We start from the raw sequence: 17,818 nt of genomic DNA on the forward strand, positions 1-17,818 counted from the left end.
AAAACATAAAAGGATTTACAATGAGTTTTCGTATTAACACAAACGTAAACGCACTTAACACACACGCTAACGCAGTTAGCAACAACGTTGACCTATCTAAGTCACTTAACAAACTTAGTTCTGGTCTTAGAATTCAAACAGCTGCAGATGACGCTTCAGGTCTATCTATCGCAGATAGCTTAAGAAGCCAAGCTTCAGCTCTAGGTCAAGCTATTGCAAATGGTAATGATGCTATTGGTATCATTCAAGTTGCCGACAAAGCTATGGACGAGCAGCTAAAAATTCTTGATACTATCAAGACTAAAGCTACTCAATCAGCTCAAGACGGCCAAACAACTCAATCACGCCAAGCATTGCAAGCTGATATCGTTCGTCTAATGGAGGAGCTTGACAATATCGGTAACACTACTTCATTTAACGGTCAGCAACTACTAAACGGAACATTCTCTAATAAAGAATTCCAAATAGGTGCTTATTCAAACCAAACTGTTAAAGCAAGTATTGGTGCGACTACATCTGACAAGATCGGTCTTACACGTTTTGAGAGCTCAAAATTAATTACCAAAATGGATGTAGTAAATCTTAAATTCTTAAACGTTGATGGTGTAAATGATGTTGGCGTTACATCTGCTGTTATCTCAACAGGCATTGGCAAAGGTCTTGGAGCACTAGCAGAAAATATCAACAAAGTTGCTGATAAAACTGGTGTTAGAGCTACAGCTGACGTTACTTGGAAAGCTAGTGCAGCTATCGCTGGTGGTTTAATTCAGTCTTTAACAATCAACGGCGTTAAAATCGGCGACCTAGAAGTTAAAGCAAATGATGCAAACGGTGCACTTGTAAATGCTATCAACTCTGTAAAAGATCAAACTGGTGTTGAAGCCTCAGTTGACGCCGAAACTGGCAAAATGGTTCTTACAAGCCGTGATGGCCGTGCTATCGTTGCAACTGGCAAAGACATCTCTAATGGTCTTGGCGGTAAAGGCGCAGCTGCTGCTGGTACGTCTTTGACAGCTGGATTTGTAGGCAGATTAAACCTAGTTCGTCTTGATGGTAGAGATATTAAACTAGTAGGAGGCGGTGCTACTAAATTATCAATAGCATTCTCTGATGGTGGTGGTGCTCAGCAATCAGTATCCCTAAGAGATGTCAGGGGACAAATAGATAAAAACCTAGCAACAGCTATGGGATTCCAAAGAATGAGTGCATCTTTATCAGTAGCTCAATCTGCAGGTGTTATGACACTTCGCGGTGCGATGGGTGTTATGAGTATCGCTGAGTCAGCTCAAAAAACACTTGATCAAGTTCGTTCAGACCTTGGTTCAGTTCAAAACCAACTTCAAGCTACAGTTAATAACATCACTGTAACTCAAGTTAACGTAAAATCAGCAGAATCACAAATCAGGGACGTAGATTTTGCTAGCGAGTCTGCAACATTCTCAAAACATAACATCCTAGCTCAATCAGGTGCTTATGCTATGAGTCAAGCAAACAGCGTTCAACAAAACGTAATGAAGCTACTACAATAGTAGGAGCTGAGTGAAGTTTCTTTGAAAACGTAATGAAACTTCTACAATAACGTAGCTAGTTAAATTAAGTTTTAAATAGGGCTTTGTTGCAGTAGCAAAGCCTTAATGTGTTAATGCTTTTACAATACGCAAACCCCCAGCCCCAAAGCTAGTCTTTGGGGTTTTAGATATTTTTCCATATTAAGTTAAATTGTAAAAATAGAAAAATTATAGATAGCAAGCTCTCGCTTGGTAAAATTTAGTATGAGAAAAAGTGCGTATAAAAAGCGATATATAAATTTATCTAGCTTAGACTAGATAAATTTATACTATTTTATTTATATTTTTATAGGCTAAAGCCATCATCAACTACGATATTTTGTCCATTTAGATATTTTGAAGAGTCACTTAGCAGATACACCAAAGCCCCACATATATCATTTGCATCAAGCATGCCTTTTGTGCCACATCTCTTTTTATATTGGCTTAAAAATGGCTCAGGCTGTCCGTCCAAAATCCCTCCAGGACTTATGGCATTCACGCGGATATTATCTTTTTTAAACATCTTTGCCATATATTTCGTCATACCAAGAAGGCCATGTTTTACGACTGTGTATTCGACTGGAGAGTGCATATTTGTCCCCTCATATGTCTCAAAGGCAGGCGCTCCGATACCTTGAATGGATGAGATGTTTATGATATTACCATGACCTTGCCTTAAAAAATACCTGATGAAATTTTGTGAGATATTAAAGTATCCGCCAAGATGTAAATTTAAAAAATCATTAAAATCATCCATGTCGATCTCAAAAAATTTCTTACCGTAATTTTTACTTTTTGGATAGGCATTATTCACTAGTGCATCTATGTGACCATATTTTGAATGCAAGAAATTTATAGCTTCATTGATAGAATTTGCATCACTGATATCAATTTGCAAAACCTCGATCCTTGCACCTTTTTGCGAGCTTGTAATCTCATCTTTTAGTAAATTTGCTCTTTTTGTATCAACCTCTGCTATCACACCAACTCCGTTTTGGCTAGTAATCGCTCTTATGAAAGCACTTCCTATCCTGCCAGCTCCCCCTGTAACTACTATGACCTTATCTTTTAGCATTTTTTTCCTTCATTAAAAACTCTACAAATTTAAAATCAAGCTCACAATCTATATCGATCGATCTATCTTCATCCATCACATAAAGTCCGGTTTTTGGTAAAAATAAAGTGTCATTATTTAGCAAAACTTCACGCTTCCAGATGTAAATAGAAGCGTTCATATCATAAGTCTTTGGTGCATCTTGACGGCATAAAATAGCATTTGGTAAAGTTTTTGCAAGTGCTACATGTCCATCTGGATAAATTTCAACTAAATTAAAATACGGACTTCTTCTACTTGGCATAGCAGTTATTAGGTTGTCATTATCATCACGCAAAAACTGCTCAAAAGAATTTGTTATATCGCTTACATCACGAAGTGGAGATGTAGCGTCAAGATCGATCTCATAGTCAAATTTACGTCCATAATGTTCCTCGCTTTTTAAAAAAGCATCTTTTATAACATCAAGTTTTCCTGCCGTATCGCTAGCCATAGCAGCATCTCTTTTAAAAAAGACCTCTGCGCCATACTTTACAGCTGCTTCTGCTATCAGGTTGCTATCTGTGCTAATAACAATATGCTCAAACAAATTTGACGCTATTGCCTGCTCTATAGTGTGAGCTATAAGTGGCTTACCACAAAGCTCTCGAACATTTTTGCCTTTAACTCCCTTACTACCGCCTCTTGCGCATATCGTACATAAAGCATTACTCATTATTTTGCCTTTGAATTTGATCTATCGCGTCCATCACATCTAGCCCCTCATCAAAGCTACAAATATATCTTTGCTCGCCCAAAACATCTTTATGCATAGCTAAAAACATCTCATTTCTTGCCAAATTTGGCATGTTTAAAATTTGCTTACTACTATCTTGCTTGGTAAGTGTACCTGCCATAAAGTCAAGCTCATATGTAGAGCCTTCGCACTCCACTCGCAAGCTTCTATGCGTTATATGGCTTAGATAGTCGATACTTACATTTACTATGGCATCCATTTTAGTCCTACCAAAAACCACACATAGATCATCGCTTGTTATCTCTAAATTTGAAATTTTACCTTGAAAGCTCGTTAGACTTTCAAATTTGCCACATAACCACATGGTGTAGTCTAACTCATGACTAAGATCTAACAAGACTCCGCCACCTTTTTCTTTGCTAGCACTATAGCATTTTCTATAGTCGCCACTTCGCCAGCTTGGTAGATGCTGACCGCAATTAGCATTTAGATACAAAATTTTCTCTTTTTTTAAAAACTCTTTTAGCTTTTGTAAGAGCGGATGAAACCTCAGCACATAGCCTACAAAAATTTTATTATTTTTGGGCATGAAATTATATTTTTTTTCAAACAATGGCTTTTCACAAAGTATGATCTTGCCACTCACTCTTTCATCTATAAATTTCAAATTTTCTAGATGTAAAAATGTGGGAGTTGCTATGACGAAGTAGTCAAACTTGTCTAAATTTGAGACCTCTTCTAAGTTTTTATAGCACACTTTACCAGCCACATCCTGGCTAGTAACTAGGCAAATTTCATCTATCTGTACTAAAGCCTCTAAGACCTCGCAGTGTCTTTTGCCGATTGAACCGTAGCCTATAACAAGAGCTTTCATCTAAAATATCTTTGCGTATTCTTCATTTGCCTTTTGATACTCTTCAAGGCGTCCTATGTCTATCCAGTACTCATGTATCGGAAAAGAGATTACATTTTTATTTTGAGCTATTGCCTTTTCAAAGAGCGTAGGCATATCATAAAACTCATCTTGTGGGATCAAATCTAAAATTTCAGGTGAGAGCATATATATCCCAGCACTTACGAAAAATTTCTGCACCGGTTTTTCTGCGATAGCAGTTATTTTATTATCATTCATCTTTACCACGCCGTAAGGAACCTCGTAGTCGTACTCTCTGACGCACATTGTGGCTGTAGCTTTATTTAGCATGTGGTAGTTAAAAATATGCTCGAAATTTACATTTGTAAGAAGATCGCCGTTCATTACGAAAAATGGCTCACTTGGGCGCTCTTTTAGTAAGCTTAACGCCCCTGCTGTGCCCATCCTTTTTTCTTCTAAAACATAGTCTATATTTACGCCAAATTCTTTTCCGTCGCCAAAATAGTCTCTAATGATACTTGCATTAAAATTTACACACATTGTGATATTTACAAAGCCATACTCTGCAAATTTCTCGACTATCGTTTGAAGTATCGGCTTATTTCCAACCTTTAGCATCGGCTTTGGCGTATCTTGCGTGAGCGGTCTAAGTCTGGTGCCAAGGCCTCCTACCATTAGGATAACTCTATTTGTCTTGCCAACTGGCTTAATAATATCTTCGATGTCTTCTATACCTACAAGCTTGCCAAGCTCGTCAACCAATGGAATTTTATGAAGTTTTTTAGCAAGTGCTATCTTTAAAATAGACTCTTTAGTATCACCGACACTTGCTATACTTGGGCTCTTGTGCACCACTAGACTGACGCTACTATTTAGATCAAGGCCGTTTAGCAAACCGCGTCTGATGTCACCGTCTGTTACCGTGCCTACTAGAGCGTCGTTTTCATCAACAACGATGGCGATTTGAAGCCCTCCGTTGTTGATAGTCTGCAAGGCATCTTTAATGGTTGAATTTATACTAAGTTTTATATCATTTACTATTCTCATTTTAAACCTATATCATAAAATTTCTTTTTCAAAATACCATCAAGCTTGATCTCTTTTAAAATTTTAACCATTTTTTTGCTTGGATTGCCACCATCATAAGGGTTGATCGTATCTTTTAAAGTTTGTTCAAATTCTTTTGAATACGCTCTTTTGATAGCAGCTAAAATTTCTTCTTCCGCAGGCCTAACGTCTATCACACTGCTAGCTCGAGCACGTCCTTTTTGGCGGTCGCCTATATTTATGGTGGCCTTTTTAAAGCTTGGAACTTCCAAAAGGCCACTTGAGCTATTTCCCAGGACGATATCAACAAATTTAATAGCACTTAGATATCTTAACTGTCCAAGCGAGGCAAAAGCCGCAGCTTTTTGTGAGTTTTGGTTCACATACTCATCTATCATTTTATTTATCACATCGCCATCTGTATCGCTATTTGCCTTTGTGAAAATAAAATTTGTATCCTCTAGCCCATCAAGTGCTTTTAAGATCTCACCAAACTGCTCTCTTGCACTACTATTTTCAAGTGTCACCGGATGAAAAGTGATGAGGATATTTTTTTTAGCAAGTCTAAAATCTATAGACTTTTCAAATTCTTCTTTACTTAATAAATTTAGCTTTTTTATGTTTTCAATACTTGTTCCGCCAACATTAAAAACTCTACCAGGCTCTTCGCCAAGCTGGACTATGCGGTTTGAATACTCATTTGTAGCTGCAAAATGTATATGGCTCATCTTTGTTATGCTGTGTCTAAAAGCCTCGTCAAACGCTCCTTGTGTGGTCTCACCGCCGTGGATATGTGCCATTGGTATCTGCATGATACTAGCAACACCTGCTACACCAAATATCTCATATCTATCGCCAAGAAGCACCAATATATCAGGCTTAAGCTCAGCTAATGCCGGAGCAAATTTCTCATAAATTCTTGCCATCTCAGCGCAAATATCAAGACTTGTATGCGAACTACTTAAAATTTCTATCTTTTTATCTATCTTAAATTCTTTTTCTATCTCTTTGTATGTGAGTCCAAACTCGGGACTTAGGTGCATGCCAGTAACAATAAGCTGAAGCTTAAGCTCACTATCTGCCTCGATCTCTTTTAAGAGCCAGTAAAGCAGGCCATATTCAGCTCTAGTGCTTGTCACTACACAAATTTTTCTCATATCAGTTCATCTTGTTTATAGTCTTTTTGTGAATTTTGCCCGATCACCTCATCCCACCTCATAGGATTTATGCCGTCCCCTGGTCGTTTTACGCAGATATTTTGCTCGCTAAAAATTTCACCCTTTTTTATATCGCATTTTGCCACGATCGACTTTCTAGCTATTTTGATATTTTCGCTCTCGCTTTTGCTAAAGTGTTTTAGTCCGTCTCCAAGAGCTAGCTCGATATTTCTAATACCCCTAACCATAGCCGCTAGCTCATCTGGCTCAAGGCTAGCCTTGTGATCAGGTCCAGGCATGCTCTTATCAAGCGTAAAGTGCTTTTCTATGATCTTTGCACCCATGGCAACCGCTGCGATATCAACCTCGATGCCAAGGGTATGATCACTATAACCGACCTCAAGCCCAAAGGCATTTTTAAGAGTTATCATCGCCTTTAAATTTACATCCTCCATCGGCGTTGGATACTGCGTATTTGCATGAAGAAGGCTTATGTTTTCCCGTTTCGTACCGCTTTTTACAAGTACTTCTATCGCAGCTTCCACCTCGCCTAAATTTGCCATTCCGGTTGAGAGAATGATCTTTTTATTAAGCCCACCTATCTGCCTAAGATAAGGTAAATTTGTTATCTCGCCACTTGGGATCTTAAATATGCTAAGCCCCAGCTCGTCAAGAAGCTTTATGCTGTCGCTATCAAAAGGAGTTGAGAGAAAAGTGATATTTTTTTCTTTGCAGTAGGCTATAAGCTCTTTATGCGTGTTCTCGTCTAGTTCAAGCTTTTTTATCATCTCAAACTGGCTTTCATTTTTATCGGTAGTTTCTTTTTGATAGCTAGCCTTTTGTGCGTTTTTTGAAACTAGATTTTGAGCTTTAAAGGTCTGAAATTTCACCGCATTAGCGCCAGCACTAGCTGCTATATCAATCAGTTTTTTAGCTAAATTTATATCGCCATTGTGATTAACCCCGGCCTCAGCTATGATAAAAACCCTGTTTGACATCAAATTTCCTTTAAAATGCTAGTTTTTACGCCTTTATAAAAGCGTTTTTCTCCAAGCTTCTCATCACGCTAGTTCCGCCACCTATGATAGAATTTTCGCCTATCACGATATACTCTTTGCTGGTTGCATTGCTACCAAAGAATGTCCCATCTTGCACGACAACGCCGCCATTTACCACGCTTGCTGTTGAGATATGGCAGTGATCGCCGATAGTTGCGTCATGCTCAACTAGCGCCTTTGTATTTATGATACAGTTTTTACCGACAGTTGCACCAGCGTTGATCAAGGCATGATGCATCACCACAGTTCCCTCACCTACACTTGCATGCTTTGAGATATACGCAAGTGGTGAGACTATGGTTGGAAGGCCAAAACCTATCTCTTTTAGCAGTGCAAACAGTCTTTTTCTAGACTCGCTACTTTTTATCTGCCCAACCGTCACCACAGCATTTTTGCATGATGTAAAAACCTCAACCAGATCATCATCGCTACCGATGATCTCATGTCCAAGCACCTTTTTGCCAATATTTTCTGCCATATCTATGATACCAATTATATTAAATTTAGCTTCGCTCTCGATGACATCTATCACACTTTTACAGTGCCCACCACCACCTACTAAGACTATATTTTGCACGGCTAAACTCTCGCGCTGCTTGGGATATTTACTATCCTATCGCTTAGAAATTTAGCATTTTTTAGCTCATCTCTTTGGCAGTCCTTAAACATATCAAGCTCATTCATAAGCTGCCATATAGGACGCGTAAAAACGCCATTTTCATTACTAAATTTCAAAAACTCATCTCTTTTTTCACGGCTTTCAAAGAGCACCGCATTTAGCCAAAAATTTGACCTAGCGTCCGCTGGCTCATCTATAAATTTCACATCATCAAATTTAGAAAAATACTCTTTATAAATCATCGCAAGCTCGCGTTTGCTCTTTAAAAATAGCTCCAAATTTTCAAGCTGAGCTACAAGCAGGGCTGCGTTTAAATTTGGCAAGCGGTAGTTATAGCCGATCTCGCTGTGGCGGTACTCAAAAGGATGTGGCACCTTGGCCGTTGTGGTGATAAATTTAGCGTGCTTTGCTATCTCCTCATCGTTTGTGATGATAGCTCCGCCTCCTCCGCTTGTGACTATCTTATTACCATTAAAGCTCATCGCTGCAAGCTTGCCAAAATTCCCTGTATGAGTGCCTTTATAGTAGCTACCAAGGCTCTCGGCGCTATCTTCTACCAAAACGATGTTCCAACGCTTGCAGATTTCAGCTATCTCGTCTATCTTACAAGGCAGTCCAAAAGTATGCATAGGCACGCAGGCACGCACTATCCTGCCGCTGGTTTTATTGACACATTTACCGCCTTTTAGCTCGCAGTTTTTCTCCAAAAACGCACTAAGCGACGCTGGCGACATACCGAGCGTGTCAAGATCAACATCCACGAAAACCGGCTTTGCAAAAAGGTAGCTAATGGCGTTGCAAGTGGCTATAAAAGTAACTGGCTGGGTGATTACTTCGTCATTTTGCTCTACTCCAGCTAGTTTTAGGCAGATGTGAAGCGCAGAGGTGCCATTTGTCGTGGCAACTGCAAATTTAGCACCGACCATTTGAGCTAACTTGCTCTCAAACTCATCGACAAATTTGCCGACACTTGAGACAAAGCTAGAGTCGATGCACTCGAGCAGATATTTTTTCTCGTTGCCTATAAATTTAGGCTCGTGAAGCGGGACTTTGTCCTTGCCAAAGGTGCTCTTTATAAATTTCAAAACCTCGTCAAAATCACATTTTTTCATCGAGATATTTTCCTGTTTCTTTATGCATAAAATTTGGTATGAGCTCAAAAACTTCGCGCAAAACGTCCTCTTTGCTCCACGTCAAGCTTGATTTTAAATTTAAGATATTGTTTTTAAAAATTTCTAGCTTTTTGCTGTCAAAATTTGCATCATTTTTGACTATGCCGATGTTTTGAAGTCTTTGCATATCAAGCTTCTCGCCGTCAACGAAAAACTCCTCATAATCCTTCTCCCCAGTCGTGTCGCTAGGCGCAAAAAGACAAGGGTAAAAGCCATCTTTTGGAAGCACTTTTGCAAGCTTTCTAGCCTCCTCCTCATTTTCACACAAAAATGGCTCGTAGCCTAAATTTTGCAGATATCTCTTTGCTATCTCACTAAATGTTATGAGGTCTAAATTTTCATCTAGTTTTGGGAAAAATATATCTCTATTGTCGCCAAAAATGGTACTTAAAAGGCAGAGTTCACCGCTCTCTTTTGGTGTCAAAAAGTAGCGTCTGACATCGTTTGGAGCGACTATGGGCTGAGACTTTTCTATGCGTTTTTGAAAGCCAAAAAGAAGCGAGCCATCGCTAAATGCCACGTTTGCAAACCTAGCCATCGAGACGTCGATATTTAAAGAGTGCCTAAATGCAAACATCTCCATGATGCGCTTGCTAGCTCCCATTAAATTTACAGGGTTTGCCGCCTTGTCGGTGCTAACGCAGAAATATTTTTTTGACTTCATATCGAGAGCTTGCGCCAGCGTTTTATCGGTGTTAAAGATATTTGTTTCAAGCATTCTCATAAGCGTAAACGGATCTTTTTCGCTTCTAACGTGCTTTAGCGCTGATAAATTTAACACGTAGTCAAATCCACCATTTTGCGCCAAAAGTGCGTCAAATTCGGCACTTGCAACATCTATGGCAAAAGTTTTAAAGTCACCATTTATATATCCAAACTCGCTTCTTATGTCGCGCACTAGCTCAACAAGGTTGTTTTCAGAGATATCAACGACGTAGAGTTTTTTGGGGTCTCTTATAAAGATCTCTTTTGTCACGGCAGAGCCTATAGATCCTGCCCCGCCGATAACTAGGAAGCTTGAGCTTGAAACTATCTCTTTTAGGTCTTTATCAAGTGCTTTTATATCATCTTCAAAGAGGTTTTTTGTACGACCTATTAAGCTTAATATATCCATTATTAGTCTTCTTTTGGAAAGATTCCACGTTTTTTAAGTTCTTTTATAAGAGGTTTAGAGGCTTCTTTTGTTGTTTCTATATCAGCATTTATGCCACCAGCTGCCGAAAATAGCCAATATTTATGAAACTCAACCCATTCTACTAATTTATTAGTTTTTTCTTCATTTGTATCACTTGGGGAAACTGAAACTTTAGCAAGCTCAAGCTCTTGATAATAAGTAGAAATTACAAAAATATTTTCAATAAATCTCATATATTTTCGTTTTGATATTGTATTTTTCAGTCTATCTATCTTGTTTGATATTTTAATAAGCTGATTGAAGTGTTTTTCATTTATCTCTCCCTTATCTCTCAATGATATAAAGTAGTCTACTTTAGGTGTTATCTCTAAAAACACTTTTTCTATTTCTTCTTTAGCTTGTGTTTGAACTCTTATTTTTTCTTGTATTGTCTCATAAGCTTTCAGCAAGTTTTTATTAGCTGTCTCATTACTATCTTTTTTAATATTTGGCAAGCTCTTAGCCTTTTTATCCGCACAAAGCTCATTCATTATCTCCAAAAATGGCTTTTCTATGGTTCCATTTATTCTAGCACCACCCTCAGTACAATTATATGATATTATATTCTCTAGCTTAGCTTGTTCGATATCATTTTCAAATTGATTCTTAAATAGTGTCCATACGTATGTTGTTCTTACTTCGCCTTCTCCACCGTAAGCTGTGATATATAAATTTTCATCTGGTTGTGGGAAATTGTGCCCTTTGGCATGACTTGCTCCATCTTTTCCAAAAGCAAGATCTTGACCTATAAAGATAATGTTTTTATGTCCTAGCACATAGGCTAACTGGTAGGCCATATTTGCACAACTGTGACCTACTCCAAGATATCCGTACTTATTTAACTTAAACATTCTCTCTTCTTGTTGGGGCCTCATCGTAAGTACTAAACGCCTAGGTAATATATTTTTTACAGTTTGGCTGTGTGTGACCGAAGCCACAATAAAATTTATATCATCATCAAATCCAGGATGTCTTTCTTTAAAAAATGTAGAGGTAGGATCCATTCTTTCAATAGATGTTACGTAGTCGGGTTTTATGCCATTTCTAGCAAGTATGGGATAAGAAGCATCAACACTCATAATACTAACATAAGGAGCAAATTTTTTAAGAGTTTCTAGCTGCTTATCTAGACTTGGACCAGTCGATACAATGACAGCTGTATCTACAAGACCGTGCCTTTTTTTAACCAAATTCGTATAGCAGTAATTAGTGAGCATATGGGGTAAATTCTCGATATGCTGCTTTGTACCTATTAGAAGATCGTCTATGCTATTTCCATGTGAAACAACATTTTGAGAGAAAGCTTTTACTATATTTTGATTTACTTTTATATAGTCATCTGAGAAGTCATCATAAAAATTAGAATGAATAATTAAGTTATATGTTTTAGCATATACATCAAGCCCTGAATGTGATATTAAAAAATAAAACTGAGTGTATGTTGAAAATTCTGCATAAAAAAGAACTATTTGCTCATCTCTAAGCTCATTTGACAAGTCTATGACATTTAATACAAGATGCATTATTTCAAGTTCTGGCTCAACTATTACTATCTTTTTATGGACATTATTTTTTGCCAATGCCTTATAAAGTATGCCATTTCCAAGACCATAGAAAAAAAGACCTGGGTATCTTTTGTATTTTTTTTCTATCTCATCAAGCATCTTATATGTCTCTTCGACAGGATTTTCATATATGGATTCAGACGTCTCTTTGTTTATGATATTTATATCCAAAGAATCATTTTTTCCTAAAACTATCTCATATTTATTTTGGGATGTCATACTAAAAAGTCTTGCAGCCAAAACCTCGTCTTGTTGAAATAACGCTTGTAGGTTCTTTTCAAAGATCGGATTTATTATACCGTTTAGCTTTGTTTCTTTTGTCTGTTTAGCTGCTTTTTTACTTTTTTTCTCTGACATGTATATCCTTATATTTGAGCTTGATTTATGTTCTAGTTTATAAATTTTTAAGCAAAAGCTGTGCCAAATTTAAAATTTGTTTATCAAAGCTTCGCTCTTTCTAGCTTCTATTTCGTCAAAATTTCGTTATTGTTTAGGGTTTTATAAAAAGTGGTCGATAAATTTAGCCTTTGCAAAGTCGCAAAGGCATGAAAATTATTTTAAAATTCTAGGCAGCGTGATGCCTTCTTGGGCTTGGTATTTGCCGTTTTTATCAGCATATGTCACCTCGCAAGGCTCATCGCCCTCGATAAATAGCACCTGCGCGATGCCCTCGTTTGCGTAAATTTTAGCAGGAAGCGGCGTCGTGTTTGAGATCTCTATCGTGATATGCCCCTTAAATCCCGGCTCAAAAGGCGTCACATTTACGATGATACCGCATCTTGCGTATGTGCTCTTGCCAAGGCAGATCGCTAGCACGTTATCAGGCATGTTAAAGTACTCGACCGTGCGTGCCAAAGCAAAAGAATTTGGCGGCACTATGCAGACATCGCCCTTAAAATCAACCACATTTTTCTCATCAAAATTCTTTGGATCAACGACGGTTCCGCCGATATTTGTGAAAATTTTAAACTCATCGCCCACGCGGATATCATAGCCGTAGCTAGAAACGCCGTAGCTAACGACGCCACGCCCCACTTGCTCCTCGGCAAATGGCACGATCATCTTCTTTTCAACCGACATTTTCCTTATCCAAGAGTCTGCTTTTAAACCCATTTTTACTCCTTTTTTTGGGCGATTATAACGCTTTGCGTCTTTAAAGTAAATTTAATGGCACTTTGCAGTAAAACTAGTATAATTTTGAGAGAAATTTAATAAAGGATAAAAATGCAAGAGAGAAATGCAGAAATTTTCACAGGAGAACGCGCGATGTTTGGGGCAAAGGGGCTAAATTTTACCAACTGCATCTTTGAAGATGGCGAGTCGCCGCTAAAGCACAGCTCAAATTTAAAGCTAAACGAGTGCGTTTTTGCCTACAAGTACCCGCTCTGGTATGCAAGCGACATCACGCTAAATGGCGGCTATCTCGAGCCTCTAGCAAGAGCTGGCATGTGGTACAGCAAAAATTTAAGCTTCAAAGACGTGCTCATAAATGCGCCAAAAAGCTTTAGGAAAAGCTCGCAAATTTCACTTGAAAATGTAAGTTTCTCAGACGCCGCCGAGACACTTTGGGGCTGCTCAGACGTGAAGATAAAAAACGTCTTTGCAAAAGGGGATTATTTTGCGGCAAATAGTGAAAATTTAGAGGTTGATGGGCTAAGCTTGGACGGCAATTACTGCTTTGATGGCTGCAAAAATGTAAAAATCACAAACTCAAAGCTCATCTCAAAAGATGCCTTTTGGAACTGCGAAAACGTGCTCGCGCAGAACTGCCTCATCTCAGGCGAATATCTAGCCTGGAATACAAAAAATGTGACGCTCATAAACTGCACAATAAAGAGCTTGCAAGCGCTTTGCTACGTAGAAAATTTGGTTGTAAAAGATTGCATTTTTATGGATACAAGCCTTGCTTTTGAGTATTCAAGCGTCGATGTGAGCACCAAAAGCACGGTAAAAAGTGTGAAAAATCCAAAAAGTGGCGTCATAAGAGCTGGCAAGATAGAGGAGATCATCATAGACGGCAGCTTGGTTGATACGAGCAAGATAGAGATCATCACGGATGAAATTTAGCCAAAATTTAAAGAAATAACATGCAAAATGAAAAATTTAGAGCGAAATTTAGTATAAAAAACGATGCTAAATTTAAAAAGCTACTACGCGAAGTCTCACGCACCGTCTATAAAAAGAATAAATTTGTATTTTTAATGAGGGCGATCGAGCTGCCATTTGCTGCGCTATGCGCAGTAGCTTTGCTTGTGCTTTTTGACGTTACTGGGCACGAGTTAATAGTATATTCTGATATGGACGATATCTCTACTTTGGCAAGAAATTTAGCCATCGTTTTGTGCGTTGGCGTGATCTTGCTTTATATTTACGCGGCCGTAGTTAAGCCGGTTTTATTTACTAGAGCCATTTACTCAAACATCGATGTTGAGCGCGAACAAGAGATCGTTATATATGATGATGAGGTCTTGTTTGTCACAGCGACAAGTACGGTTCATTTTTCGTTTAGTGCGTTTCTTGGCGCTTGTGAAACTGATGATTTTGTAGCTTTGATCTTAAAAGAAGGCAGCTTCTTGCAGATCCCAAAAGAGTCACTAAATGAAAAAGCGCAAGAAATTTTGGAATTTCTAGAAGAAAAAATAGGTTAAATTTTTAGGCATTGTGGATTAAATTCGCTGGCTATATCCAGACTAAAATCTATAAAAATATAGAGATAATCACGGATGAAATTTGATTTGTTTTTGAAAAAATTTGCTACACAACTCAAATTTATAAAATCAAAATGACTCGCGGATAAAAAATCTTATAAATTTCGTAAAATTTAATAAGCTTTATTGTTAAAAGTAGTAAAATAGTTACACTTTTTTGATCGGAAATGAAATGAAATTTAAAGATTTTAAAGAAAAAAACAGTAGCAACTATGACTTTTTCACAGCTGATGAGATGAGCTATAAAGAATTTGTACAACTAAGCTTTAAAGAGTTTTTAACTAGCGATAATGACTCAAAGTGGCAGCTTGACATAGATGATAAAAGGTTTAACTCATTTCCAAATTTCACCCAAAAACATCAAATTTGCATATCGAATTTAGACTATGAAGATAATGTTTTTCAGTTTAGAATTTGCTCTGAAAACAACGTATCAAGCCTTGGTTACCGCATGTTTACAAGCTTTGATAGCATACATAAAGACTTTGTCACAGACGATATCAAGCACTCTGATGAAGTTATGATGAGCCTAAAGCTTGGCGAGCTTAAAGAGTTTCCTTGCATATCAAAATGCGGCTGGTGGATCAAAGATATCTGGCGAGACATGTATCCTATCTTGGACGAGACTAACAGCGAGGACTTTGTGGTAGGCATTATAAAAAACGAATTTACCAAAAAGATGACCGAGATAAATGAGTGCCTAAAAAACGCTCAAGATGGCGGCAAGCTTGACGAAGTGATCGCCAAACTAAAAGCTAAAATCAACTGAATTTAGAAATTTCCACTCACCGCACAAGAGCTGGCTGGATATGAAGTAAGTCCGTAGTCAGCTGACTCCACGTTATAAAAGTCTAAATTTGCACTTTTGGAGATGATATACTCAAAGCCTTTTTGATTTAGCTCGATCAAAATTTCAAGCTCCGTATCTCTTTTGCAAACGATGCTTTCAAAAAAGTGAGAGAAAAAAGAAATTTTAGCATTTTCTTTTTGTATTGAATGATTTAACATGAGCTCCATGTTGCTAAAAATTTTAAAGATATTTTGATTTGTCTCAAATTTACCAAATCTAGCATAATAATTTTGCAAATTTGCGTCATTTAGCACGATATTTTTAGTGCAATTTTTAGTGATCTGCTCGTAGATAAGACCAAAAAGCTCAATAGAGGCATTTTGATTATCCATCACTCTATTTTCGTGATTTGTGACTACTACAAAGCCATCTTTTATCTCGTATTTTTCATTTTTATAATAAAAGCTAACATTTGCCACCTCTTGCTCAAAGCGCTTTTTATAAGCAAAAGGCAAATAGTTTAAAACGCCCATTTTATCGATAATAGCTGAGCTTCTTACGCCACCATCTAGCTCGTGCTGCATGAAGTATCTTATGAAGCTACCTTGCTCTATATCAAAGCTATTTAAATACTCGATCTTATCAAGATAGATGCAGCGGTAAAGCTTTACAAATTCTGGGTTTAGTCTCAAATTTATCTCATCTTGTAGCTCGCCATATTTATCAGTTTGCTCTGCGTCTATAAATTCGATTATATTCATCTGCTTTTCGATCTTGTCTTTAACAAAGATCGAAATTTTCACGTCCTGCATCTCATAAAAGCACTTTATCGTATCTGTGGCACTTTTGGTGATATCTGTTTTAAATTTCTTAGCAAGCTCTGCTTTTTTGAGGGTGAGCGAAAAGTCGCCATTTTTTAGTTTATTTTGCGAGTACAAAAGATAGAGTAGCTGCTCATAGACCATGAGATGTGAGTAGGTTAAAAATGTATTATCCACCACGATGACGTAGTAGCAACGCGTTATAGAGTACCTTTTGTTATTTTGCAAAAATTCATCATAAATTTTTAATTTGCTTGGGGATTTACATACCTTAAAAACATCATATGATTCTAAAAATATATTTTCCATTACTGCCCCTTTTTACCTTTGCAAAAATATTACATAACTATTCTTTAAGCTAATTTGAATTTACAAGCTAACCAATAAAAATAATTTTGTAAAAATTAATATTAATTTAATTAAATATAGCTTAATTATATAAAATATTTTTGTATAAATCTATTTTTATTTACGAATTTTTATTATATAAAGTAAAAATTAGCTATAAAAATATATTTTTTAAACTAAATTTAATAAATATAGTTATATTATTTTTCTCAGATAAGCATGCTTGTAGTTGAAAATTTACAAATTGGGAGCTCAAAATGGAATTTCTAATTTTGACGCTATTTCTGATTAGTGGGCTTATCTTATACATAAAGCCACAAATGAAGAAAATAGCAACGTCCTGTATGGCTTTGGGGTGCGTAATACTAGTTGCACTAGAATTTTACGTAAATTTATGGGTAGTCTTGCCAATAGGCAACTTTTAGGAGGGCAAGATGCAAACAAAACAAAATGAAATCCCAGCAAACGAACAAGGCTTTTTCAATCTTATATCACTAGCCATCACTGCTCTTGTGGCACTTCCAGTTGGTATCGCCTGCTTGGTGCTTGGCTTTGGGCTAGGTGATAACCCTTGCGTAATGTGCTGGGCCGAGAGGATCACGATGATAGCTATTAGCCTAATAGCGCTTTTCATCATCAGGTACGGACTAAAGCCTGGCTATCTGGCAGCACTTTTACTAATGGCTTGCTGGGGCATATTTAACGGCTTTATCCACTACAGCCTAGATGGAACATTTGGCGGCTATCTTGACATCAAACAAGGTTTTGGCCTTGAAATTTTAGGTGCCCACACTCAGTTTTGGGTTATGGTTGTTGATTTTTGTGTGATCATATTTTTGGCTCTTATATTTTTGTTTAGCAAAAACTTAGGCCTTATAATGCAAAAAAGCTCAAATGGCGAATATGGCGACTTTCTAAGCTACTTGCCACTTGGCAAATTTGCAAATTTGGTCTTTATCGTGATCATACTTGCAAACTGCGTTCAAGCCTTTATAGCTTCTGGTCCACCGCCATATCTAGGATCTAGCACACCACCTAGAATGAGCATCGATCCTTCAAAATGGTTCTGGGAAAAAGACCACTGGGATAGCTCGCTTGACTTTAGATTTGACTGGAACCCTGAGCTTCCAGACCTAGCAAAGTAA

General features: G+C 37.5%; 17 protein-coding genes. 5 read left to right on the forward strand and 12 right to left on the reverse strand.

The window, feature by feature from the left end; all coding sequences use genetic code 11:
- Nucleotides 1-20: 20 nt before the first annotated feature.
- Nucleotides 21-1,529 (forward strand): flagellin B, encoded by a 1,509-nt coding sequence (locus MTT29_RS05600; protein WP_429800019.1) that lies wholly within the window; start codon nt 21-23, stop codon nt 1,527-1,529.
- A gap of 325 nt (nt 1,530-1,854) precedes the next feature.
- Here MTT29_RS05600 and MTT29_RS05605 read toward each other — a convergent pair whose 3' ends face one another.
- The 11 genes from MTT29_RS05605 to dcd form a co-directional block, all read right to left on the reverse strand.
- The gene (locus MTT29_RS05605) at nt 1,855-2,625 is read right to left on the reverse strand and encodes an oxidoreductase (protein WP_429800020.1); all 771 of its coding nucleotides are present in this window, start codon (nt 2,623-2,625) and stop codon (nt 1,855-1,857) included.
- Entirely contained in the window at nt 2,612-3,319 is a 708-nt protein-coding gene (locus tag MTT29_RS05610; RefSeq protein ID WP_429800021.1) for a cytidylyltransferase domain-containing protein, read from the reverse strand. Before MTT29_RS05610 ends, MTT29_RS05605 begins: the two co-directional genes overlap by 14 nt.
- Entirely contained in the window at nt 3,312-4,214 is a 903-nt protein-coding gene (locus MTT29_RS05615; RefSeq protein WP_429800022.1) for a Gfo/Idh/MocA family protein, read from the reverse strand. The genes MTT29_RS05610 and MTT29_RS05615 overlap by 8 nt, the downstream gene beginning before the upstream one ends.
- The gene (locus MTT29_RS05620) at nt 4,215-5,261 is read right to left on the reverse strand and encodes a nucleotidyltransferase family protein (protein WP_429800023.1); all 1,047 of its coding nucleotides are present in this window, start codon (nt 5,259-5,261) and stop codon (nt 4,215-4,217) included.
- The gene (neuC, locus tag MTT29_RS05625; RefSeq protein WP_429800024.1) at nt 5,258-6,418 is read right to left on the reverse strand and encodes a UDP-N-acetylglucosamine 2-epimerase; all 1,161 of its coding nucleotides are present in this window, start codon (nt 6,416-6,418) and stop codon (nt 5,258-5,260) included. The genes MTT29_RS05620 and neuC overlap by 4 nt, the downstream gene beginning before the upstream one ends.
- Nucleotides 6,415-7,416, reverse strand: coding sequence for an N-acetylneuraminate synthase (gene neuB / locus MTT29_RS05630; protein ID WP_149718466.1), 1,002 nt, complete (start codon nt 7,414-7,416; stop codon nt 6,415-6,417). The genes neuC and neuB overlap by 4 nt, the downstream gene beginning before the upstream one ends.
- 25 nt (nt 7,417-7,441) lie before the next feature.
- Nucleotides 7,442-8,053 (reverse strand): NeuD/PglB/VioB family sugar acetyltransferase, encoded by a 612-nt coding sequence (locus tag MTT29_RS05635; protein ID WP_429800025.1) that lies wholly within the window; start codon nt 8,051-8,053, stop codon nt 7,442-7,444.
- A 2-nt stretch (nt 8,054-8,055) separates the two neighbouring features.
- On the reverse strand, nt 8,056-9,207 hold the full coding sequence (locus MTT29_RS05640) for a LegC family aminotransferase (RefSeq protein ID WP_429800026.1): 1,152 nt from the start codon (nt 9,205-9,207) through the stop codon (nt 8,056-8,058).
- Nucleotides 9,194-10,381, reverse strand: a complete 1,188-nt coding sequence (locus MTT29_RS05645) for a UDP-N-acetylglucosamine 4,6-dehydratase (RefSeq protein ID WP_429800027.1) — start codon at nt 10,379-10,381, stop codon at nt 9,194-9,196. The genes MTT29_RS05640 and MTT29_RS05645 overlap by 14 nt, the downstream gene beginning before the upstream one ends.
- A 2-nt stretch (nt 10,382-10,383) precedes the next feature.
- Nucleotides 10,384-12,363, reverse strand: a complete 1,980-nt coding sequence (locus MTT29_RS05650) for a motility associated factor glycosyltransferase family protein (RefSeq protein ID WP_429800028.1) — start codon at nt 12,361-12,363, stop codon at nt 10,384-10,386.
- A 195-nt stretch (nt 12,364-12,558) separates the two neighbouring features.
- Nucleotides 12,559-13,119: a dCTP deaminase gene (dcd, locus tag MTT29_RS05655; protein WP_021092836.1), complete on the reverse strand. Its 561-nt coding sequence runs from the start codon at nt 13,117-13,119 to the stop codon at nt 12,559-12,561.
- Nucleotides 13,120-13,230: 111 nt separating this feature from the next.
- Here dcd and MTT29_RS05660 point away from each other — a divergent pair, with 111 nt between their 5' ends.
- From MTT29_RS05660 to MTT29_RS05670, 3 genes are all read left to right on the forward strand, one after another.
- Nucleotides 13,231-14,073: a DUF3737 family protein gene (locus MTT29_RS05660; protein WP_429800029.1), complete on the forward strand. Its 843-nt coding sequence runs from the start codon at nt 13,231-13,233 to the stop codon at nt 14,071-14,073.
- A 20-nt stretch (nt 14,074-14,093) separates the two neighbouring features.
- The gene (locus tag MTT29_RS05665; protein ID WP_429800030.1) at nt 14,094-14,654 is read left to right on the forward strand and encodes a YcxB family protein; all 561 of its coding nucleotides are present in this window, start codon (nt 14,094-14,096) and stop codon (nt 14,652-14,654) included.
- A 232-nt stretch (nt 14,655-14,886) separates the two neighbouring features.
- Complete coding sequence (locus MTT29_RS05670; protein ID WP_103637344.1) at nt 14,887-15,483, forward strand: effector protein; 597 nt, start codon at nt 14,887-14,889, stop codon at nt 15,481-15,483.
- A gap of 2 nt (nt 15,484-15,485) precedes the next feature.
- Here the strand turns inward: MTT29_RS05670 and MTT29_RS05675 are convergent, their stop codons facing one another.
- Complete coding sequence (locus tag MTT29_RS05675; protein WP_103637343.1) at nt 15,486-16,634, reverse strand: hypothetical protein; 1,149 nt, start codon at nt 16,632-16,634, stop codon at nt 15,486-15,488.
- A gap of 473 nt (nt 16,635-17,107) precedes the next feature.
- Between MTT29_RS05675 and MTT29_RS05680 the strand changes: the two genes are divergently transcribed.
- Entirely contained in the window at nt 17,108-17,818 is a 711-nt protein-coding gene (locus MTT29_RS05680) for a disulfide bond formation protein B (RefSeq protein WP_429800031.1), read from the forward strand.

Source organism: Campylobacter concisus, from assembly GCF_050447485.1.
Taxonomy (GTDB): Bacteria; Campylobacterota; Campylobacteria; order Campylobacterales; family Campylobacteraceae; genus Campylobacter_A; species Campylobacter_A concisus_BQ.